Origin of the sequence: Curtobacterium citreum (assembly GCF_006715175.1) — a bacterium.
GTDB lineage: Bacteria > Actinomycetota > Actinomycetes > Actinomycetales > Microbacteriaceae > Curtobacterium > Curtobacterium citreum.
Genome location: NZ_VFMQ01000001.1, coordinates 3374726 through 3395868, shown reverse-complemented (window position 1 = coordinate 3395868; position 21143 = coordinate 3374726). Strand labels below are relative to the sequence as shown.

The following is a 21143-nucleotide window of genomic DNA, read 5'->3' as shown; positions in this document are numbered from 1 at the left end:
GGTCGACGTGCTGCCCGGCCACCTCAGTAAACTCGCCACGATGTCCGAGCATTCCGTGCGCCACGCCCGCTGGGACTGTCTGACGACGGACGAACTGTACGGCATCGTCGTCCTCCGGAACCGCGTGTTCGCGCTCGAACAGCGGGTCACGGCAGAGGACTTCGACGGCCGCGACCGCCACCCGGACACCGAGCACTGGTGGTTCGGAGCGGACGACGATCCGGTCGGGTACCTCCGGCTCGTCCGACCGGCCGCGGGGGAGCCGCACCCCGACGGCGCCGCAGCACCGGCGTGGGTTGTCGGTCGGGTCGCGACGCACCCGGACTACCGCGGGCAGGGGGTCGCCGACCGGCTGGTCGGCGCGGTGCTCGCCGCCCACGGCGACGAGCCGTTCGTGCTGCACGCGCAGGAGTACGTGGCCGGGCTGTACGAGCGGCACGGGTTCGCCCGCTTCGGCACCCCGTACGACGAGGCCGGCATCCGCCACGTCGGCATGTACCGACCGTGACCGGGACGCGGGAGCGGTACGCCGCCTACGCGGAGCGCATCGCCCCGGGCTCGCCGTCGTACGCGGCCTGGGCACGCTCGGTGGACGACGACCTGGTCGCGCTCCTGGAGGCGGTGCCGGCGCAGCAGCGGCAGCCCGAGCTGGTCTTCGCGGTCGCCCGGCGGCTGGGTGCGGACCCGGCGGACCCCGGTGCGCTGCGCGCGCTCGGCCGGGAGGCACGCCCCATCCTGGTCGCGGCCCTCGCCGCCGCCACGGTGCAGGCCAACGACCCGCGTCGCCTCGGTCCGGTGGTCCCCGTCCTGCAGGCGCTCGCCGCGGCGACCGACCGGCCGCTGGGGCTCGTCGACGCGGGTGCCGCCGCCGGACTCTGCTCGATCCCGGACCGCGTGACGCTCGACCACGTGCCCGCTGCCGAGCGTGCGTCCGGTCGCACGCCGGTACCCGCGTCGCACCCCGGTGTGACGGGGTGCGACGTCGGTGGCGGGGTGCGCGACGAGCGGGTGCGGGTGCACACCGCGGTCGCGGAGCCGTCGATCCACCTGACGGTCGCCGTCTCCGGTGCCGTGCCCGCGCCGCGTGCCACGCCGATCCGGATCGGTGCGCGCGTGGCCCTCGACCCGAACCCGATCGACCTGGCCGAGCCCGGCGCGTTCGACCGGCTGGTCGAGGCCGTCCCGCCCGAGGCGACGGACCGCACCGCCCTGATGCGTGCGGCGGCGCGCGCGACGCTCGCCGTGCCTCCCGTCCGGATCCGGGGCACCCTGCCCGGTGACCTGGACCGCGCACTCGACGCCCTGCCGGACGACTGCGAACCGGTGGTCCTGACGACCGGGACGCTCGTCTACGTACCCGGCGCGGACCGGCAGCGGGTCGTCGACCGGCTCCGCGAGCGCGGCGTGCGCTGGGTCGCACTCGAACGGACCGGGATCCTGCGCGGGGTGGCCGCCAGCCTGCCCGGCGACGTCGACCCCGGCGACCCGGACGCGTTCGCGACCCTGTCGCTCGACGGCGTCGCGCTCGCGGTGTCCGACCCGTTCGGCGTCCGCGTGCGGTGGTTCCGCGCGCCCGCAGCCTGAACGCGGGCTTCGCGACAGTCCAGGCGCGTGCCAGGGTCGGCGTGCCCGCCACCCCTACGATGTGCGAGACCCGTTACCCCACCGTGACCGGAAGTGCCGTGACCACCATCCCCGCCGACGAGCTCAGCGAGCTCGACAAGCACGTACTCGCCTTCGAGCACGAGCGGGCGCGGCACGACCGCACGAAGGAAGCGGAGATCCGGGTCGAGTTCGACATGTCGCCGGCGCGCTACTACCAGGTGCTGAACCGCGTGATCGACCTGCCGGCGGCGCTCGCGTACGACCCGCAGCTCGTGACGCGACTGCAGCGGCTCCGGCACGCCCGCACCCGTGCCCGCGCGGCGCGCTCCTTCGTCGCCCCCGGCACGACGACCGATCCCCGTGAAGAGGAACGATGACCCAGAGATTCCCGCGAGACCGGTTCGACGACGTCACCGACGGCCCCCGGGTCGGGGCGCACCGCGGTGCCCGGCGTCGTGGCCGCGGCTGGATCGCGTTCGCCTGGGCAGCGCTCGCCACCGGGGTGCTCGTGCTCATCGGGGTGCTCGTGCTCGCGCTCCTCAACGGCAGCTACTCGTTCCCGGGGACGACGTCCTCGCCGGCTCCGTCGTCGTCCGCGTCCGCCTCGGCCCCGGCGACCGGTGCGCCCTCGGGCGAGGCCACGCCGTCGCCGTCCGAGACCCAGGCCCCGACGGCCGCGACCCCCGCCGAGCAGGGTGCGACGAGCGTCGTCGTCCTGAACGGCACATCGACCACCGGGCTCGCGGCGAAGGGCTCGACCGCGCTGCGGAACGCCGGCTGGCAGGTCCGCTCGACCGGGGACGCCGGGACGACCGGCACCACCGCGACGATCGTGTACTACCAGCAGGAGTCGCAGGCGGCCGTGGCGCAGGGCGTCGCGCAGGCGCTCGGGGTCTCCGCGGTGCAGCAGTCGGCGGCGTTCCCGAACGCCGACGTGACCGTGGTGCTCGGCGCCGACTACGCCGGCTGACGCGCTCCCCGCGCCGGGTTCGTTACGGCGGTGTTTCCGGGACGTTGAATTCTGACGGAATCGGCGTGAAAGGGCGTCACAACCCTTGCCACGCCGCGCTTGTTCGGTCAGAGTCATCGCCAGACGACGGCCTGTCGTCCGCACCAACGACGACCCGTCGTCTGCACCAGCACCACCAGGGAGCAAGAGATCATGGCCAACGGAACCGTGAAGTGGTTCAACGCCGAGAAGGGCTTCGGCTTCATCACCGTCGATGGAGGGGGCCAGGACGTGTTCGTGCACTACTCGGCGATCGACATGTCGGGCTACAAGGTCCTCGAGGAGGGCCAGGCGGTGACGTTCGACGTCGGCACCGGCGCGAAGGGGCCGCAGGCCGAGTCGGTCCGCCCCGCCTGAACCGCGACACCCGGAACGCGCCGTCCCCTCGGGGGCGGCGCGTTCGTCGTGCCGGGTGTTCGTCGTGCCGGGTGTTCCTCGTGCAGGGCGTTCGTCGTGCCGGGCGCGACCGTGCCGTGTCGGTGCGTGTCCTGGGAAGACGACCCGTGCCTCCCGGCTGTGTTGCACTCGACCTCGTCGAGTGCCAGAATCGGCGTTGGCACTCGCTCACGCTGAGTGCCAGCACGACCCCCATGACGACGTCCGGGAGGGACGAGAAACTCACATGGCTAAGATCATTGCTTTCAACGAGGAGGCCCGTCGCGGCCTCGAGCGCGGCCTGAACACCCTGGCCGACGCCGTGAAGGTGACGCTCGGCCCGCGCGGCCGCAACGTCGTCCTCGAGAAGAAGTGGGGCGCCCCCACGATCACGAACGACGGTGTCTCCATCGCCAAGGAGATCGAACTCGACGACCCGTACGAGAAGATCGGTGCGGAGCTCGTCAAGGAGGTCGCGAAGAAGACCGACGACGTCGCCGGTGACGGTACGACGACCGCGACCGTCCTCGCCCAGGCGCTCGTCCGCGAGGGCCTCCGCAACGTCGCCGCCGGTGCCGACCCCGTGTCGCTCAAGCGCGGCATCGAGAAGGCCGTCGCCGCCGTCTCCGACCAGCTCCTCGCCAACGCGAAGGACATCGAGACCAAGGAGCAGATCGCCGCGACCGCGTCGATCTCCGCCGCTGACTCCACCATCGGCGAGCTCATCGCCGAGGCGATCGACAAGGTCGGCAAGGAGGGCGTCGTCACCGTCGAGGAGTCGAACACCTTCGGCACCGAGCTCGAGCTGACCGAGGGCATGCGCTTCGACAAGGGCTACCTGTCGCAGTACTTCGTCACGGACCCGGAGCGCCAGGAAGCCGTCTTCGAGGACCCGTACATCCTCATCGTCAACTCGAAGATCTCCAACATCAAGGACCTGCTCCCGGTCGTCGACAAGGTGATCCAGTCGGGCAAGCAGCTCCTCATCATCGCCGAGGACGTCGACGGCGAAGCCCTCGCGACCCTCGTCGTGAACAAGATCCGCGGCATCTTCAAGTCCGTCGCCGTCAAGGCCCCGGGCTTCGGCGACCGTCGCAAGGCCATGCTGCAGGACATCGCGATCCTCACCGGCGGCCAGGTCATCTCGGAAGAGGTCGGCCTCAAGCTCGAGAACGCGACCCTCGACCTGCTCGGCAAGGCCCGCAAGGTCATCATCACCAAGGACGAGACGACCATCGTCGAGGGTGCTGGCGACGAGGACCAGATCGCCGGCCGCGTCAAGCAGATCCGCGGCGAGATCGAGGCGACCGACTCCGACTACGACCGCGAGAAGCTCCAGGAGCGCCTTGCGAAGCTCGCCGGTGGCGTCGCCGTCATCAAGGCGGGCGCTGCGACCGAGGTCGAGCTCAAGGAGCGCAAGCACCGCATCGAGGACGCCGTCCGCAACGCGAAGGCCGCCGTGGAAGAGGGCATCGTCGCCGGTGGTGGCGTCGCGCTCATCCAGGCGTCCGTCGTGCTCGACTCCCTCAAGCTCGAGGGTGACGAGGCGACCGGCGCGAACATCGTCCGCGTCGCGATCGACGCGCCGCTCAAGCAGATCGCGCTGAACGCCGGTCTCGAGCCGGGCGTCGTCGCCGCGAAGGTCCGCGAGCTCGAGTCGGGTCACGGCCTCAACGCCGCGACCGGTGAGTACGTCGACCTCGTCGCCGCGGGCATCATCGACCCGGCCAAGGTCACGCGCTCGGCGCTGCAGAACGCTGCGTCGATCGCCGGTCTGTTCCTCACGACCGAGGCCGTCGTCGCCGACAAGCCCGAGAAGGCTCCGGCCATGCCGGCCGGCGACCCCACGGGTGGCATGGACTTCTAAGCGGTCCTGACAGAAGGGCCCCGCACGCTGCGCGTGCGGGGCCCTTCTGCGTGCGAGGGGCGCGGGCGGTGCGGTGCGGTGGTCGCGCGCGCGGTCGGGTTCGCCGAGGTTCCGAAATTCTGGCATCCGGCCGCGCCAGACGCCCGGCGGTCACACCCGGGCGTCGCTGATGCGGCGAGTCGTGTCACCTGGGTGCGCACCGGCCGGGTTCGGCCTGGAGGGACGTGGCGAGATCTTCTCCACAGATCGACCCGAGGCGGTCGGCTGGGAACCGCCGTCGGCAACGCTCGAGTCGTGCAGAGACGATCCGAGCCGCCCCGGTTCGACACCGAGGCGTTCCGCGTCCGAGACGCGGTCGCCACCGGCAGCAGCCGGACCCGGCTGACCCGACGAGACCTCACGGCTCCGATCCACGGTGTCCGCGCACCGGTGGATCTCGACCTGCGACTGGTCGAGGCGATCGCGGTCGTCATGCGGCGCGACCAGTTCGTGAGCCACCTCGACGCAGCGCGCCTGTGGGGTGGGCCGGTCCCGGCTCGGTTCGACGGCGGGCCGGTGCACGTGACGTCCATCGGCGACAGCCCGATCATGCGACGGCCGCAGGTCACACCTCATCGCACCCGCCTCGTCGACGTCCCGGTCGACACCGTCCGGGGGATCCGCGTGAGCACACCCGCTCGGGCCTGGTTCGAGTGCGCGAGTCTCCTCACCGAGGAGGAACTGGTCGTCCTCGGCGACCACTTCGTCGGACCGGCGGGCCTCGCGACCCCGGACGACCTGGCGGCATCGATCGTCGCAGGCAGCCGTTCGGCGCGTCGCGCGCGGGCCGCACTCGCCCGCGTGCGGCCCGGTGTCGAGTCGCCGATGGAGTCGCGCATGCGCCTGGCGGTCGTCGACGCCGGCTTCGCGGAGCCCGAGATCAACGTCGACGTCACCGATGACGACGGCGGATTCCTCGGGCGCGTGGACCTGTCGTGGCCGGCCCTCCGGATCGGCCTGGAGTACGACGGCGACCACCATCGCGACCGCTCGACGTTCCGACACGACCAGCGACGGTCGAACGGCTTCGTGGTGAACGGCTGGATCCTGATCCACGCCACCGCGTCCGACGCAGCACGACCGGCCGTGCTCTTCGAACGGCTCCGACAGGCCTTCGTCCAGCGCCGCCTCGCGCGGATGGCGCCTTCGGGGCAATCGTCCTGATCAGCCGCCGGCGCCCACGGCGTTCGAGCGGCGCGACACGTCGAACATCGGAGCGTCGAGGTGCCACGACTCGCCGCGACTCCCTCGTCGAGGGAGCGAAGACGGGGGCTGAGCGGGCCCAGATGCCGAAATTCCGGCACCTCGGCGGGGGCGGCGGGGCGCGGGGCGGGCGCGCCGGCGGCGGCGCCGGCGGCGGCGTCAGGCGGTGGGCGTCGGGGTGTAGTCGCGGGGGAGCAGGGGGAGCCAGACGCGGAAGGTGGCGCCGCCGCCCTCGGTGTCGAAGACCTCGACCGAGCCGTGGTGCGCCTGCACGATGCCGGAGACGATCGCCAGGCCGAGCCCTGAACCGCCGGTGTCCCGGGCACGCGAGGTGTCCGCACGCCAGAAGCGCTGGAAGATCTTGTCGCGGAGCTGCGGCGGGATGCCCTCGCCGTGGTCGATCACGTCGATGTGGGCCATCCCGCGCTCGTCGTCCACGCCGATGCCGATCTCGATCGGGTCGTCGTGCTCGGTGAAGCGCATCGCGTTGCCCATCAGGTTCGTGACGACCTGGCGGATCTTGTTCTCCTCCGCCAGCACGATCGGTGGGCGGGCCGGCAGCACGATCGTCGGCAGCGGGGTGGTCTCGTCGGTGGGCACGCCGCCTTCGACGCCCATCGCCCGCGTCCGACGGGCACGCAGGCGCGCGATGGTCTGCCGCGAGAACGCGATCGGCCCGGTGGTGTTCGCCGACGGGGGCGAACCGGGGACCTCGCCGGTGTCGCCCTTCGCCAGGGTCGGCCGCACGGGCTGCGCGACGCTCACCCCGGTGACGGAGTCCTCGACGAGCACCTGGATCTCGCGGTCCGGGTTCGACGCCATCGTGTCGAGAGCGGAGTCGCGGGCGATCGCGACGAGGTCGACCGGTCCGAGCTCCAGCGGCTTCGACTCGTCGATGCGCGCGAGCTGCAGCAGGTCCTGCACGAGCAGGCCCATCCGCTGTGCTTCCTTCTCGATGCGCTCCATGGCCTGCGCCACGTCCTCCTCCTTGCGGAGGGCACCCATCCGGTACAGCTCGGCGTAGCCGCGCAGGGACACGAGCGGCGTCCGGAGCTCGTGCGAGGCATCGCCGACGAAGCGGCGCATCTGGTCGATCGTGCGCTCGCGGTCCTCGAACGCCGAGTCGATCCGCTCGAGCATCGCGTTGAGCGAGCGGTTGAGCCGTCCGACCTCGGTGTTCGGGGTGTCGGCCTCGAGGCGCTGGTTGAAGTCGCCGGCGGCGAACCGGGCGGCGGTGTCCTCGACGTCGCGGAGCGGGTCGAAGGTGGCCGTGACGAGGAGCCGGGTGAGCATCGCGCCGAGCAGGATCACCGAGATGCCGAAGCCCAGGAAGATGACCGTGAACCGTGCGATGGTCTGGTCGGTGTCCGCGCTCGACACCGCGACGAGCACGTAACCGGTCTCCGACGTGCCGCTCGACTGGTTCTGCAGCGACGCCGGGATGATCTGCGCACGCCACTCGTGGTTGTGCTGGCTGTCGTACAGCGAGAAGCGCTGCGAGCTCTGCGCGGCTGCCGAGAAGTCGAGCGAGCGGATGTCCGGCCGGCTCGACGCCTTCGTCTGGCAGATCTGGTCGCCCCGGGAGTCGTAGGCCGCGACGTAGGCGCTCTGCGACAGGACGACGGACAGCTTGCAGTACTGCTCGCCGTCGCTGATGTTCTGGCCCTCGAGCTGCTCCGTCGTCTGCTTGACGTTGTTGTCGAGCTGCGACATCAGGTACGTCGACAGCACCGTCATGGTGCCGAGTCCGGCGACGAGTAGCCCGAGCGCGACGAGCAGCACCGTGATCCCGGTGATCTTCGTGCGGAGGGAGATCCCGTCCCACCAGCGGCTCATTCGCGTGTGCATGCTGTCCCGAGGATAAGCGGCGGGCGTCCGGTGGAACCGGACGCCCGCCGAGAGAGCGACCCTAGGACGCCTTCGTCGCCTTCAGCATGTAGCCGAACCCGCGCTTCGTCTGGATGATCGGCTCGCTCGAGTACTGGTCGAGCTTCCGGCGCAGGTACGAGATGTAGGACTCGACGATGCCGGCGTCGCCGTTGAAGTCGTACTCCCACACGTGGTCGAGGATCTGCGCCTTCGACAGCACCCGGTTCGGGTTGAGCATGAGGTAGCGGAGGAGCTTGAACTCGGTCGGGGACAGCTCGATCTGCGCGTCGCCGATCGTGACCTCGTGCGTGTCCTGGTCCATCGTGAGCTCGCCCGCGCGGATGATCGCGTCCTCTTCGTCGTTCATCGTGCGGCGCAGGATGGCCTTGATGCGCGCGACGATCTCGTCGAGTGAGAACGGCTTCGTGACGTAGTCGTCGCCGCCGACGGTGAGGCCGGTGATCTTGTCCTCGGTGTCGTCCTTCGCGGTGAGGAACAGGATCGGCGAGGTGTAGCCCGAGGAACGGAGGCGCTTGGTGACGCCGAAGCCGTTCATGTCGGGGAGCATCACGTCGAGGATGATCAGGTCGGGTTCCTCCTCGAGCACGGCCGAGATCGCCTGGGCCCCGTTGCCGACCGCACGGACGGCGAACCCGGCGAAACGCAGCGAGGTCGTGAGGAGGTCGCGGATGTTCGGTTCGTCGTCGACGATCAGGATCTTGGGGCCATCGGTCATGGACACATCCTCTGACCGTTCCCTAGAGGTTTCCTGGGAGCGACTCGTGTGCCGGCTACGCGGCTGCCTGGACCTGGTCGGCGTCGAGGATGGTGTACGCGTACCCCTGCTCGGCGAGGAACCGCTGCCGGTTCTGCGCGAAGTCCTGGTCGACGGTGTCCCGCGTCACGAGCGTGTAGAACGACGCCGGCAGACCGTCCTTGTTCGGGCGCAGGAGTCGGCCCAGTCGCTGGGCCTCTTCCTGACGGGACCCGAAGGAGCCGGACACCTGGATCGCCACGGTCGCGTCGGGCAGGTCGACGGAGAAGTTCGCGACCTTCGAGACGACCAGGACGTCGATGTCACCCTGCCGGAACGCCTGGAACAGCCGCTCGCGTTCGTCGACGGGCGTCGCCCCGGTGATCTCCGCGGCGTCGAGCGACTCCGCCAGCGCGTCGAGCTGGTCGATGTACTGGCCGATCACCAGGATCTGCTCGCCGCGGTGCTTCTCGATGAGCTCCCGCACGACCGGGGTCTTCGCCGGTGACGTCGCGGCGAGCCGGTAGCGCTCGTCGTCGCCGGACGCGGCGTACTCCAACCGGTCGGCGTGCGGCAGGTCGATCCGGACCTCGTAGCAGGCGGCGGGGGAGATGTAGCCCTGCGCCTCGATCTCCTTCCACGGGGCGTCGTAGCGCTTCGGCCCGATCAGCGAGAACACGTCGCTCTCACGCCCGTCCTCGCGCACGAGCGTCGCGGTCAGGCCGAGCCGACGGCGCGCCTGCAGGTCCGCCGTCAGCTTGAACACCGGCGCGGGGAGCAGGTGGACCTCGTCGTAGACGATGAGGCCCCAGTCGAGGGCGTCGAGGAGCGACAGGTGCGTGTACTCGCCCTTCCGGCGGGCGGTGAGGATCTGGTACGTCGCGATGGTGACCGGGCGGATCTCCTTCGACGTGCCCGAGTACTCGCCGATGTCGTCCGCGGTCAGGCTCGTCCGGCGGAGGAGCTCGTCGCGCCACTGCCGCGCGGACACGGTGTTCGTGACGAGGATGAGCGTCGTCGCCTTGACGGTCGCCATAGCACCGGCACCGACCAGCGTCTTGCCCGCGCCGCAGGGGAGCACGACGACGCCGGAACCCTGCGCGAAGAAGGTGTCGACCGCCTGCTCCTGGTACGGCCGCATGTGCCACGACGCGGTGTCGAGGTCGATCGGGTGCGGCTGCCCGGGCGTGTAGCCGGCGAGGTCCTCGGCCGGCCAGCCGAGCTTCACGAGCTCCTGCTTGACCTGGCCCCGTGCCCACGGCTGCAGCTCGATCTCCGAGGACGACCGCTGGTCGCCGAGCAGCGGCTTGATCCGCTTCGAACGGGTCACCTCGGCCAGGACGGACGGGTCCTCGGCCGTCAGGAGCAGCACGGGCTGGCGCTCGAGCTCCTCGGTGGGTGAGTTCGCGATCACCGGGGCGTCCGGACGCTCCTCACGCCGGATCACGAGCCGTCCGTAGCGCGACACCGTGTCGCGGATGTCCACCGTGACGCTCTGCGGGACCGGGAACTTCGCGAAGCGCTCGAGCGTGCCGATCATCGCCTCGGCGTCGTGCCCCGCCGCCCGTGCGTTCCAGAGCCCGAGCCGCGTGATCCGGTACGTGTGCACGTGCTCCGGGGCGCGTTCGAGCTCGGCGAAGGCGGCGAGCTCGTGCCGCGCGTCCTCGGCGTCGGGGTGCGCGACCTCGAGGAGCACGGTGCGGTCGCTCTGCACGATCAGCGGTCCGTTCATGACGGATCAGCCTAGGCGTCGCGGCTGCGAGCTGCCGTGCCCGGCCCGGACGCTGCGCGTCGCGGCCCTCGGCGTCACGCCTCGCTCTCGACCGCCACGACGAGCGACAGCGGCAGGGTGCGTTCGACGTCGACCGCCGTGTCCCGTCCGCGCACACGGCCGGCCGCGACGGAGGTCGGGATGATCGAGACGGGCCGTTCGGATCCGTCCGGCATGCGCACCGTCAGCCGGATCGGGGTCTTCCCCCGCACGGCCAGGTCGATCTGCCGGCCGAGCCACTCCTGCTCCGGCTCCGCCTCGCCGCGCTCGGTCGTCAGCCGCAGCCGCTCGACGAGTGCGTGCGCCGCCTGTTCCGGCGTGCGTCCGGCGGCACGGCGACGGACGGGAGGCACGCCCTGCGTCGCGGGGCGGGCTGCGGCCGTCAGCACGGCCGGGTAGCGCTGGTCCTCGAGCGCCGCGTGCACCACGTGCGCCGGGTGCCGGGTCACGAGGGTCGTCAGGTCGGGCCGCTCCCACGTGAGCTGGCGGAGCTCGGCGTCGACCCCGACCAGGTCGAGCTGGTCCGGCGTGCCGTGCACCCGGGTGCCGACCCCGCCCGGTCCGACGTCGACGACGATGCTGCCGTCGCGTCCGGCGACCTGCTCGACGAGGTAGCCGAGCGGCTGCGGCACGCCCGTGGCGGACAGCCGGTCCAGCAGCGCGAGGAGCTCGTCCTTCGTGCTGCCGGCGCGGAGGGCACGGCGGACGGACTCCTCGGACACGCGGTACCGGGCCGCGAGCCCCGGGGCCTCGAGGTCGGCCACCGAGCGGAGGGCCGCGTCGTCGGCGGGGGAGAGCGGCCCGGGAGCGATGACCGTCAGGTCGTGCTGCAGGTACACGCCCTCGACCGTGGGCGGCAGGTCGGCGGCGGCGGCGTCGGCGTCCCCGTCGAGCACGGCCCGACCGGTCGGGGTGAGCACACCGTCGACCGCGAGCCCGATGGACTCCGCGGTGCCGGCCACGACGAGGAGCTCCGAGTCGAGCCACCGCGCACCGGCCGGGTACGCCCAGCGCCCGAGCGCCACGAGGTCGCGCAGGTCGTCGCCGGCGGTCTCGAGCACGTCGTGCACCGCCGGGTCGAGGGCGTCCCGCCAGCGCCCGGCGAGCCCGACCCAGCGGTCCGGCCACGGCGCGACGAGCCAGTCGTCGCCCGCCGGTGTGGTGTGCCAGAGCCCTTCGCCGGGGTCGGCGAACCCGACGCGGGCGAGGAGCGCGAGCCGGTCGGGCACGAGCTCGGGATCGGTGCCGGTGCGCTCGCCGAGGATCCTGGCGAGCGGCGTCCCGATCCCGCCCTTCACGAGCTCCTTCACGCTCCCGGCGCGGACGGCGCGCAGGAGCTCGGCGAGGACGGTCATCGTCGTGAAGGCGCGTTCGGCACCCGTGGCGCGCGCGCGGTCGGGGTCAGCCGCCTGCGTGACGTCGCCCGACCGCCGGACGCCGGACGGGCCTCCTGTCCGGTCCAGTGCCACGAGGTCGGGGTGGGCGGCCAAGCGGGCCGCGACCGCGTCGTCGACGCCGCCGGACGCGTCCGCCAGGCCGAGCGCCACGGCGGGGGCGAGTGCGTCACCCGCCTCGCCGTCCCGCAGCGCGAGCAGCGCGGCACGGGGCAGGTGCTCGAGTGCGGCGTCGACGGCGTCGTCGGTCCGCAGCGCCTCGGCGAGGTCGAAGAAGTCGGCGGCGTGCTGCGGACCGGAGTCCGCGAGGACGGCCGCGGGCAGCCGTCGGGCGACGACGAGTCGTTCGAGGTCGTCGTCGGGCGTCGCGCGCAGGCGTGCGGCGAGGTCTGCGGTGGTCGTCATCGTCCGCCGCTCCGGTCGTCGCCGGTCCTCAGCGTGCCGACCGGTTCTCGCGGGCGCGCTTGGACCAGGTGAGACCGAGGAGGACGAAGACGAGCACCATCCCGATCGGCAGACCGATCAGCGGGATCGCCATGATCACGGGCCAGGGCATCGAACCCTGGGCGCTCGGGACGGTCAGCCACATCACGATCATGGCCGCGATGCACAGGAAGGCGGCGATGAAGATGCCCCCGACCATGAACCCGAGGACGCGTTCGGTACGATTGAACGTCACCGAGGAGTCCGCTGCGTCGCGGGGGGTCCCGGTGGATCGGGTCGGCTTGGCCATCGACCCAGGATATCCGACGCACCACGGCCGTTCCACGACCACGAGGAGTCCACGCATGCCCACCGGCAAGGTCAAGTTCTACGACGACCAGAAGGGGTTCGGGTTCATCTCCGGAGACGACGGTGAGTCCGTGTTCCTGCACGCGTCCTCGCTGCCGGACGGTGTCACCTCGGTCAAGCCCGGGACGCGGCTGGAGTACGGCGTCGTCCAGGGCAAGAAGGGCTCGCAGGCGCTGTCCGCCCGCCTGCTCGAGCCCGCACCGTCCCTCGCGAAGATGTCCCGCCGATCGGCCGACGACATGGCCGTCATCGTCGAGGACCTCGTGAAGGAGCTCGACCGCATCAGCGGCGACTTCCGGCACGGTCGCTACCCGAAGAACGGCGAGCGCATCGCCGCGATCCTGCGCCACGTCGCAGACCAGCTGGACGCCTGATGGTGGACGTCACGGAGCTCGCGCGGAAGGCGCTGCTCGAGGTCACGCCGGAGTCCACGGTGGGGCAGCCGGTCGGCACGGTCGACGAGGGCGACGGGGTCGTCTCGGTCCAGTTCTCGAACCGGATGCCCGGGTACCCCGGCTGGCGCTGGACCGTCTCGGTCGCGCAGGTCGAGGGTGACGAGCCGACCGTGCTCGAGGTCGAACTCCTGCCGGGTGACGGCTCGCTGCTCGCGCCGGAGTGGGTGCCGTGGTCCGAGCGCCTCGCCGAGTACCGGGCGGGGCACGACGACGCGGAGGCGGAGTCGGACGAGGACGACGACGAGTCCGACGAGGACGACGACGACGAGGACGCGGACTACGAGGACCCGGACGACGACGAGGCGGACGACGACGAGTCCGACGACGACGACGCGTTCGGCGACGAGGACGAGGACGACCTCGAGGAGTCCGACGACGACGAGCTCGACGGGGTCGACGTCGACGCGGCGGACGAAGACGACGAGGACGAGGAGCCCGCTCCGCTGCGCTCCCGTGGCGCCCGACGTCGTGCCGCGCGGGTCCGCCCCGTGGACCCGGACGACGACCTGGAGCTCGACCGGCTCGACCCGACCGAGGTCGACCCGGACCGGCACGCCTGACGTCGGTCTCCGGCCTCCGGGCCCGGCCTTCGCAAGACGCAACGAGGGCGGTTTCCCGCAGCGACGTTCCGCTGCGAGGAACCGCCCTCGTCGCGTCTCGGGACCCGAGCCAGCTCGCGCGCCCGGCCGCCGCGGGGGTCAGCCGCGCAGGGCCTGCACCACGAAGTCGATCGAGCGGACGAGCTGGGCGACGTCGTCCGGGTCGATCGCCGTGAAGGTCGCGACGCGGAGCTGGTTGCGCCCGAGCTTCCGGTACGGCTCAGTGTCGACGATGCCGTTCGCGCGGAGCGTCGCCGCCACGGCCTTGGCGTCGATCGCGTCGTCGAGGTCGATCGTCGCCACGACCTGCGACCGGTGCCCGGGGTCGGTGACGAACGGCGTCGCGTAGTCGACCGACTCCGCCCAGTCGTAGATCGTCGCGGACGACGTCTTCGTGCGGGTGTCCGCCCACGCGAGCCCGCCGGACTGGTTGATCCAGGACACCTGGTCGTCGAGCATGAGCAGGGTCGCGAGGGCCGGGGTGTTCAGCGTCTGGTCGAGCCGGGAGTTGTCGACAGCGTTCTTGAGCGACAGGAACTCCGGCACGTAGCGGTCGCTCGCGGCGACCCGCTCCACGCGCTCGAGCGCCGCGGGGGAGAACAGTGCGAGCCACAGGCCGCCGTCCGAGGCGAAGTTCTTCTGCGGCGCGAAGTAGTAGACGTCGGTCGCGCTGACGTCGAAGGCCGCACCGCCGGCGGCGCTCGTGGCGTCGACGACGGTCAGGGCACCGGGGTCGCCGGCCGCGCGGACGACGGGGGCCATCACGCCCGTGGACGTCTCGTTGTGCGGGTAGGCGTAGAGGTCGACGCCCTCGACCGGCTCGAGTGCGGCGAGGGAGCCGCCGGGGGCCTCGACCACGTGCGGGGCCTCGAGCCACGGGGTTGCGGTGGCCTTGGCGAACTTCGAGCCGAACTCGCCGAAGGACAGGTTCTCGGCCCGGCGCTCGACGAGCCCGAACGCGGCGGCGTCCCAGAACGCGGTCGAGCCGCCGTTGCCGAGGACGACCTCGTATCCGTCGGGGAGCTGGAACAGGTCGGCGAGGCCGCGCCGGACGCTGCCGACGAGGTCCTTGACGGGCTTCTGCCGGTGGGACGTGCCGAGGATCGTCGCCCCGCGCGTCACGAGGGACTCGAGCTGCGCGCCGCGGATCTTGGACGGTCCGCAGCCGAAGCGGCCGTCGGTCGGGAGGAGGTCGGCGGGGATGACGATGTCTGCCATGGAGCGATCCTAGCGAGCGGTATCCCAGCCCAGCCGACCCTGCACCGGCCGGACGGGGCGGGCGTGGGGCATGCCTCCAGGCCCGTCGCCGCGTGCCGGACGGGACCCGGACGCGCGTGACGATCCCTCGGGACGGTCTGTCCCCTGACGGATGTCGGTCCGTCGCTGTCACCGTGAACAAGTAGGGTGGGGCGCGCTGGAACCGGACCTGAGAGGCGGACCGTGACCGATCTCGTCGACACCACGGAGATGTACCTCCGGACGATCCTCGACCTCGAAGAAGAGGGGATCGTCCCGCTGCGAGCGCGCATCTCCGAGCGCCTCGGTCACTCGGGTCCGACGGTCTCGCAGACCGTCGCCCGGATGGAGCGCGACGGACTCGTCGTCGTCTCCGGCGACCGGCACCTCGAGCTCACGACCGAGGGCCGCTCCCGTGCGACCCACGTGATGCGGAAGCACCGGCTCGCCGAACGCCTGCTGTCCGACGTGATCGGGCTCGACTGGGCGTTCGTGCACGACGAGGCCTGCCGCTGGGAGCACGTGATGAGCGAGCAGGTCGAGGTCCGCCTGCTCGAGATGCTCGGCAACCCGACCGAGTCGCCGTACGGCAACCCGATCCCCGGGCTGGCCGAGATCGGCGGGCCGACGGCGCCGGGCTTCCTCGACGGTGTGCGGAACATCGTCGCCGCGACCGAGGGCACCGACGCCGTGGCGACCGGGGTCGTCCGCCGTCTGGGCGAGCCCGTGCAGTTCGAACCCGAGCTCCTGCACCAGCTGCGGACCGCCGGCGTGATGCCGGGTCGGGTCGCGAGCGTGCAGCGTGCGGGGGCCTACGTGGCCGTCCGGGTCGAGGGCGAGGAGTCGGGCATCGAGCTCCCGGCCGAGGTCGCCCAGCACGTCTACATCGAGCACGCCTGACCCTGGCGCGGTTCGCAACGAGCACCCCTGAGCCTGAGAAACCGCACAAGGTCATGCAGGTGACGGGCCCCTGATCAGGGATTCGTCATCGTTCCGTTACCGAACCACCGTTTCATCTCGACACGGTAACGACGCCCACGTACACTCGTCGAGTCCCGGGTCGCCCACGAGGCCCAGGACCCGTGGCAGGACGTCTCGCGCCCGTCTCCTGCCTCGATCGGAAACGATGACGAACGGATGGGGTTGCACGACCGGGAACACCCGCCCGGCCGTGGTGACGAGACGCCGGAGACACCACCCTTGACGCAGACCGGTTCCGCCGCGGACGGCCAGACCCCCGCGAACCCGACGAACACCGCGAACGCCATCCCCACGGCAGCCGCCCCGCTCACCCGGCGGGCAGCACGCCAGGCCCCCGCGACCACCTCCACCGTCCGCAAGGTGACCCCGGTCCGCGACGCGCCGCTCCCCGGAGGTCGTCGTGCCGCGCAGGCCGCCCTCGCCGCCGAGAAGACGAAGGCGAGCGCCACCGCCCGCAAGCGCCGCTTCCTGGCACCGGTCGTCCTCACCGTCGCGTGCGGCATGTTCGGCACCGTCGCGGTCGCCCCGGCGTTCGCCGCGACGCAGCAGACCGGCTCCGCCGCGGCCACCGCCCAGCGCGAGGTCCGTGCGACCCAGGCGCAGGAGTTCTCCGTCTCGGACGCCGTCGCCCTCGCCGGCACCAACCGTGACGGCTACGGCGCGACCTCGCAGGCGACCCTCGACCAGGAGGCCGCGCAGAAGGCCGCAGCGGACGCCGCCGCCGAGGCAGCGAAGCAGGCCGAGGCGACGCAGGCCGCCCGTGCCGCGACGGCGAAGCAGTACTCGTCGTACAGCGGCCCGAGCGCCGAGCAGATCGCCGCGACCTCGGCGAACACCCCGTTCTCGCTGCCGGCCGTCGTCGCCACCGCCAAGCAGTACATCGGCACGCCGTACGTCTTCGGCGGCGCGGACCCGTCCGGCTTCGACTGCTCGGGCTACGTCATGTACGTCTACGCGCAGTACGGCATCAGCCTCGCGCACTCGGTCCCGCTGCAGGACGCGGCCGGCACCACGATCCCCGAGTCCCAGGCGCAGCCCGGCGACGTCGTCGTCTTCAACGACGGCTCGCACGACGGCTTCTACATGGGCAACGGCATGATCATGGACGCGCCGAAGCCCGGCGGCAAGGTGTCGATCCGCCCGATCTGGACGAGCAGCTACCACATCGTCCGCTTCGGGATCTGACCCCGGCCCTACCCCCCGCGGTGACGACCCGTGTGTCGTTCCCGTGAACACTCCCGGAAACCGGCCCGCACACCCTCGTGCTGGGCCGGTTCCTGACGTAGCCTGATGCTGCACCGGTCCGAACACGGCCCGACCACGGGAGACCTCATGTCAGCGATCCGCACGACCCGCACCACGGGTCGGCGCGCGCTCGTGGACATACGGTCCACCGCCCCCTGCGTGCACCATCACGCCCTGACCTGACGAGAGCACTACCCATCCGGGTGGTGCTCTTCGTGGTTCCGGGCGTGGTCGCAGACCGCGGTCCCACGTCGGCGTCGCTCGGTCCGACGCACCCGCAGCGCCTGGAAGCCGTCCAGGCACGTCGGAAGGGAACCCATGCGCACTCTCGTCCTCAACGCCGGTTACGAGCCCCTCGCGGTGATCTCGGACCGACGGGCCCTCGTGCTGGTGATGAACCAGAAGGCCGCCATCGTCACCGCCGACGCCGAGCACCCGGTCACCGGGTCGACGTCGTCGTTCGACCGTCCGTCCGTCATCATCCTCACCCGCTACGTGCGCATCCCGCACGCCCGGCTCGTGCCCGTCTCGCGCCGCGGGGTCCTCCGGCGCGATGCGAACCGCTGCGCGTACTGCGACCGGCACGCGACGACGATCGACCACGTGCAGCCGCGGTCCCGCGGTGGGCAGGACTCGTGGGAGAACCTCGTCGCCTGCTGCCTGGCGTGCAACAACACCAAGGGCGACCGCACCCCGCAGGAGATGGGCTGGCGACTCCGGTTCCGGCCGAAGGCGCCGCACGGTGCCTCGTGGGTGGTGCGCGGCATCGAGCGGCCGCAGTCGGAGTGGGACGAGTACCTGGTCGCCGCGTAGCGGCGGCTGCTGCCGCAGCCACGGACGGACGGGAGGCACGGTGCGGCGCCGCCACGTGCCTCCCGTCCGCCGGTGGTCGCGCCCGGCGACCGTGGTGTGCCGATCCGCGCGTGGTGGGCCGATCCGCGCGTGGTGTGCCGATCCGCGCGTGGTGGGCCGATCCGCGCGTGGTGTGCGGATCCGCGCGTGGTGGGCCGATCCGCGCGTGGTGTGCGGATCCGCGCGTGGTGGGTCAGGTGTTCCTGCGCATCATGCGCGGAACGTCCTCCGATCGCGAGCGTGATGGGAAGGAACACGCGGGCGTAGCGTGCGCTGCATGAGCGAGACGCCGGACATCGACGACGCCACCATCGCGGACCTCCGGGCACGCCTCCGGGCGACCCGCTGGCCGGACGCGACGGGTGTGGACGGCTGGTCGCTGGGCGTCGACCTCGACGAACTCCGCCCGCTCGTGGCGTACTGGGCGGACGGGTTCGACTTCGACGCGCACCGCGCCGCCCTGGCCGCCCTGCCCTCGCGTCTGGTCGAGGTCGACGGCATCCGGGTGCACGTGCTGCGCGCGCGGTCCGGACGGGACGACGCGATCCCGCTGCTGCTCGCGCACGGTTGGCCGGACTCCGGGTGGCGGTACCGGAAGGTGCTGCCGATGCTCGTCGCGGCGGGCTTCGACGTCGTCGTCCCGGACATGCCCGGCTACGGGTTCTCGGACGCGCCGCCGCAGGTCCTCGACGCGCGACAGGTCGCCGGGATGTGGGCGGAGCTCATGACGACGCTCGGGTACGAGCGCTTCGCGGCGTCCGGCGGCGACATCGGCACGCACGTGGTCCGGTACCTCGCGCTCGACCAGCCGGACCGGGTCGTCGCAGTGCACCGCATCGACGGCGGCCTGGCGTGGCCGGGGCTCGACGCCTCGGCGCTCTCGCCGGCGGAGCGGGCCTTCGTCGACGAGACGGCACGGTGGCGGACCGACGAGGGTGCCTACGCGATGCTGCACCGGACGAAGCCGCAGACCGCGGCGGTGGGGTTGACGGACTCGCCGGCGGGCACGGCGGCGTGGATCGTCGAGAAGCTGCGGTCGTGGAGCGACTGCGGCGGGGACCTGTGGTCGGTGTACACGCGGGACGAGGTGCTCGCGCTGCTGACCGAGTACTGGGCGACCGGAACGATCGGGTCGTCCATGCGGATGTACCACGCGAACGCGGCGATCCCGGCGGAGCAGCTGGCCCGGCGGGTGGAGGTGCCGTCGGGGTTCTCGGTCTTCCCGGGGGACCTCGTGCGGGCACCGCGGGAGTGGCTCGAGCGGACGACGAACCTCGTGTACCACCACGAACTCGACCGGGGCGGCCACTTCGCGCCGGTCGAGGTGCCGGAGCTGTACGTGTCCGAGGTCCGGACGTTCCTGGAGCCGTACCGCCGCTAGAGTGGACGGGCCAGCCTCTGTAGCTCAACGGAAGAGCAGTTCCGTCCTAAGGAAACGGTTGGGGGTTCGAGTCCCTCCAGGGGCACCAGGTGCACCAGGGCCGCCAGAGCACCAGGACACGATCGATCCACAACCGTCGGCCCGGACGGTAGTGCGGCCCAGCGGACCCGTACGATTGTCACCGTGTCCAAGGTCCTGAGCAGTCTCCCCGTCGGCGAACGAGTCGGCATCGCGTTCTCCGGAGGTCTCGACACCTCCTGCGCGGTCGCCTGGATGCGCGAGAAGGGAGCGGTGCCCTGCACGTACACGGCCGACATCGGCCAGTACGACGAGCCGGACATCGACGCCGTCCCCGGTCGCGCCCACGAGTACGGCGCGGAGATCGCCCGCCTGGTCGACGCGAAGAGCGCCCTGGTCGAAGAGGGCCTCGTCGCGCTGCAGACCGGTGCCTTCCACATCCGCTCGGGCGGCAAGACGTACTTCAACACGACGCCGCTCGGCCGCGCCGTGACGGGCACGATGCTCGTCCGCGCGATGAAGGAGGACGGCGTCGACATCTGGGGCGACGGCTCCACCTACAAGGGCAACGACATCGAGCGCTTCTACCGCTACGGCCTGATGGCCAACCCGCGGCTCCGCGTCTACAAGCCGTGGCTCGACTCCGAGTTCGTCGAGGAGCTCGGCGGCCGCAAGGAGATGAGCGAGTGGCTCGTCGCGCGCGGCTTCCCGTACCGCGACTCCACCGAGAAGGCGTACTCGACCGACGCCAACATCTGGGGCGCCACGCACGAGGCGAAGAGCCTCGAAGAGCTCTCCAGCGGGCTGGACATCGTCGAGCCGATCATGGGCGTCGCCGCCTGGCGCGACGACGTCGACGTCGCGACCGAGGTGGTCTCGGTCCGCTTCGAGGCCGGCCGCCCGGTCGCGATCAACGGGGTCGAGTTCCCGGACGCCGTCGCGCTGGTGTACGAGGCGAACGCCATCGGTGGTCGGCACGGCCTCGGTGCGTCCGACCAGATCGAGAACCGCATCATCGAGGCGAAGAGCCGCGGCATCTACGAGGCGCCGGGCATGGCGCTGCTGCACATCGCCTACGAGCGGCTCCTCAACGCGATCCACAACGAGGACACCGTCGCGGCGTACCACAACGAGGGTCGTCGCCTCGGCCGTCTGATGTACGAGGGCCGGTGGCTCGACCCGCAGTCCCTCATGCTGCGCGAGTCGCTGCAGCGCTGGGTCGCGTCGGCCGTCACCGGCGAGGTCACGCTCCGCCTGCGTCGCGGGGACGACTACACGATCCTCGACACGACCGGGCCCGCGCTGTCGTACCACCCGGACAAGCTCTCGATGGAGCGCGTCGGGGACGCCGCCTTCGGGCCGGACGACCGGATCGGGCAGCTCACGATGCGGAACCTCGACATCGCGGACTCGCGCGCGCGGCTCGAGCAGTACGCGGCGGCCGGTCTGATCGGCGGCGCGACGGGCGAGCTCGTCGGGCAGCTGCAGGCGGGCGAGGCCGAGGAGATCCTCGGCGGCGCGGTCGTGACCTCCGACGCGGACGACGCGCTCGGGCGGGCGACGGACGCCGCGTCCGAGGGTGCTGCGTTCGACTCCGGGACCGACTGACCCGTCCCGTCGGGTCGAGGCCGGACACGACGAAGGGGAGCCACCGCGGCGTGCGGGGGCTCCCCTTCGTGGTGCGTGGGCGGCGTCGGT

At 71.7% G+C, this 21143-nt stretch carries 20 protein-coding genes and 1 tRNA gene; 15 read left to right on the top strand and 6 right to left on the bottom strand.

Translation table 11 applies throughout. The features are described from left to right. Window positions 1-40 precede the first annotated feature (40 nt). From FB462_RS16080 to FB462_RS16050, 7 genes are all read left to right on the top strand, one after another. Window positions 41-508, top strand: coding sequence for a GNAT family N-acetyltransferase (locus FB462_RS16080; RefSeq protein WP_141862983.1), 468 nt, complete (start codon window positions 41-43; stop codon window positions 506-508). Further along, a complete protein-coding gene (locus FB462_RS16075; protein ID WP_141862980.1) occupies window positions 505-1584 on the top strand; it encodes a DUF2332 family protein in 1080 nt (359 codons plus the stop codon). Before FB462_RS16080 ends, FB462_RS16075 begins: the two co-directional genes overlap by 4 nt. Window positions 1585-1682: 98 nt before the next feature. Next, window positions 1683-1982 (top strand): DUF3263 domain-containing protein, encoded by a 300-nt coding sequence (locus FB462_RS16070; RefSeq protein WP_229666864.1) that lies wholly within the window; start codon window positions 1683-1685, stop codon window positions 1980-1982. Then, complete coding sequence (locus FB462_RS16065) at window positions 1979-2575, top strand: LytR C-terminal domain-containing protein (protein WP_114849471.1); 597 nt, start codon at window positions 1979-1981, stop codon at window positions 2573-2575. Before FB462_RS16070 ends, FB462_RS16065 begins: the two co-directional genes overlap by 4 nt. A 192-nt stretch (window positions 2576-2767) precedes the next feature. Next, window positions 2768-2971, top strand: coding sequence for a cold-shock protein (locus FB462_RS16060; protein WP_058740472.1), 204 nt, complete (start codon window positions 2768-2770; stop codon window positions 2969-2971). A 265-nt stretch (window positions 2972-3236) separates the two neighbouring features. Then, complete coding sequence (gene groL, locus FB462_RS16055; RefSeq protein ID WP_114849472.1) at window positions 3237-4856, top strand: chaperonin GroEL; 1620 nt, start codon at window positions 3237-3239, stop codon at window positions 4854-4856. Between the two features lie 294 nt (window positions 4857-5150). Next, window positions 5151-6059, top strand: coding sequence for a hypothetical protein (locus FB462_RS16050; RefSeq protein ID WP_141862978.1), 909 nt, complete (start codon window positions 5151-5153; stop codon window positions 6057-6059). A gap of 198 nt (window positions 6060-6257) precedes the next feature. Here FB462_RS16050 and FB462_RS16045 read toward each other — a convergent pair whose 3' ends face one another. From FB462_RS16045 to FB462_RS16025, 5 genes are all read right to left on the bottom strand, one after another. After that, a complete protein-coding gene (locus FB462_RS16045; protein ID WP_114849474.1) occupies window positions 6258-7946 on the bottom strand; it encodes a sensor histidine kinase in 1689 nt (562 codons plus the stop codon). 61 nt (window positions 7947-8007) lie between these two features. After that, entirely contained in the window at window positions 8008-8703 is a 696-nt protein-coding gene (locus tag FB462_RS16040) for a response regulator transcription factor (protein WP_058740468.1), read from the bottom strand. Window positions 8704-8758: 55 nt separating this feature from the next. Continuing rightward, window positions 8759-10453, bottom strand: coding sequence for a DNA repair helicase XPB (locus tag FB462_RS16035; RefSeq protein ID WP_114849475.1), 1695 nt, complete (start codon window positions 10451-10453; stop codon window positions 8759-8761). A gap of 74 nt (window positions 10454-10527) precedes the next feature. Next, window positions 10528-12291 carry a helicase-associated domain-containing protein gene (locus FB462_RS16030; RefSeq protein WP_141862976.1) on the bottom strand — a complete coding sequence of 588 codons (1764 nt, stop codon included), beginning with the start codon at window positions 12289-12291 and terminating at the stop codon, window positions 10528-10530. Between the two features lie 28 nt (window positions 12292-12319). After that, entirely contained in the window at window positions 12320-12619 is a 300-nt protein-coding gene (locus FB462_RS16025) for a hypothetical protein (protein WP_058740465.1), read from the bottom strand. Between the two features lie 55 nt (window positions 12620-12674). Here FB462_RS16025 and FB462_RS16020 point away from each other — a divergent pair, with 55 nt between their 5' ends. Beyond that, window positions 12675-13052: a cold-shock protein gene (locus FB462_RS16020; RefSeq protein WP_114849477.1), complete on the top strand. Its 378-nt coding sequence runs from the start codon at window positions 12675-12677 to the stop codon at window positions 13050-13052. Continuing rightward, window positions 13052-13693, top strand: a complete 642-nt coding sequence (locus FB462_RS16015; protein WP_141862974.1) for a DUF3027 domain-containing protein — start codon at window positions 13052-13054, stop codon at window positions 13691-13693. The genes FB462_RS16020 and FB462_RS16015 overlap by 1 nt, the downstream gene beginning before the upstream one ends. Window positions 13694-13831: 138 nt before the next feature. Here FB462_RS16015 and serC read toward each other — a convergent pair whose 3' ends face one another. Beyond that, on the bottom strand, window positions 13832-14950 hold the full coding sequence (gene serC, locus FB462_RS16010) for a phosphoserine transaminase (protein WP_114849479.1): 1119 nt from the start codon (window positions 14948-14950) through the stop codon (window positions 13832-13834). Between the two features lie 222 nt (window positions 14951-15172). On the opposite strand from serC, the gene FB462_RS16005 reads away from it, so the two are divergent. The 6 genes from FB462_RS16005 (at window position 15173) to argG (ending at window position 21053) form a co-directional block, all read left to right on the top strand. Further along, on the top strand, window positions 15173-15868 hold the full coding sequence (locus FB462_RS16005) for an iron-dependent transcriptional repressor DtxR (protein ID WP_114849480.1): 696 nt from the start codon (window positions 15173-15175) through the stop codon (window positions 15866-15868). Between the two features lie 300 nt (window positions 15869-16168). Further along, window positions 16169-17134 carry a C40 family peptidase gene (locus FB462_RS17830; protein WP_114849481.1) on the top strand — a complete coding sequence of 322 codons (966 nt, stop codon included), beginning with the start codon at window positions 16169-16171 and terminating at the stop codon, window positions 17132-17134. A gap of 378 nt (window positions 17135-17512) precedes the next feature. Then, entirely contained in the window at window positions 17513-18007 is a 495-nt protein-coding gene (locus FB462_RS15995) for an HNH endonuclease (RefSeq protein WP_141862972.1), read from the top strand. A 316-nt stretch (window positions 18008-18323) separates the two neighbouring features. After that, window positions 18324-19427 carry an epoxide hydrolase family protein gene (locus tag FB462_RS15990; protein WP_141862970.1) on the top strand — a complete coding sequence of 368 codons (1104 nt, stop codon included), beginning with the start codon at window positions 18324-18326 and terminating at the stop codon, window positions 19425-19427. A gap of 13 nt (window positions 19428-19440) precedes the next feature. After that, a tRNA-Arg gene (locus FB462_RS15985) sits at window positions 19441-19515 on the top strand. A 95-nt stretch (window positions 19516-19610) separates the two neighbouring features. Beyond that, entirely contained in the window at window positions 19611-21053 is a 1443-nt protein-coding gene (gene argG / locus FB462_RS15980; protein ID WP_058740458.1) for an argininosuccinate synthase, read from the top strand. Window positions 21054-21143 lie beyond the last annotated feature (90 nt).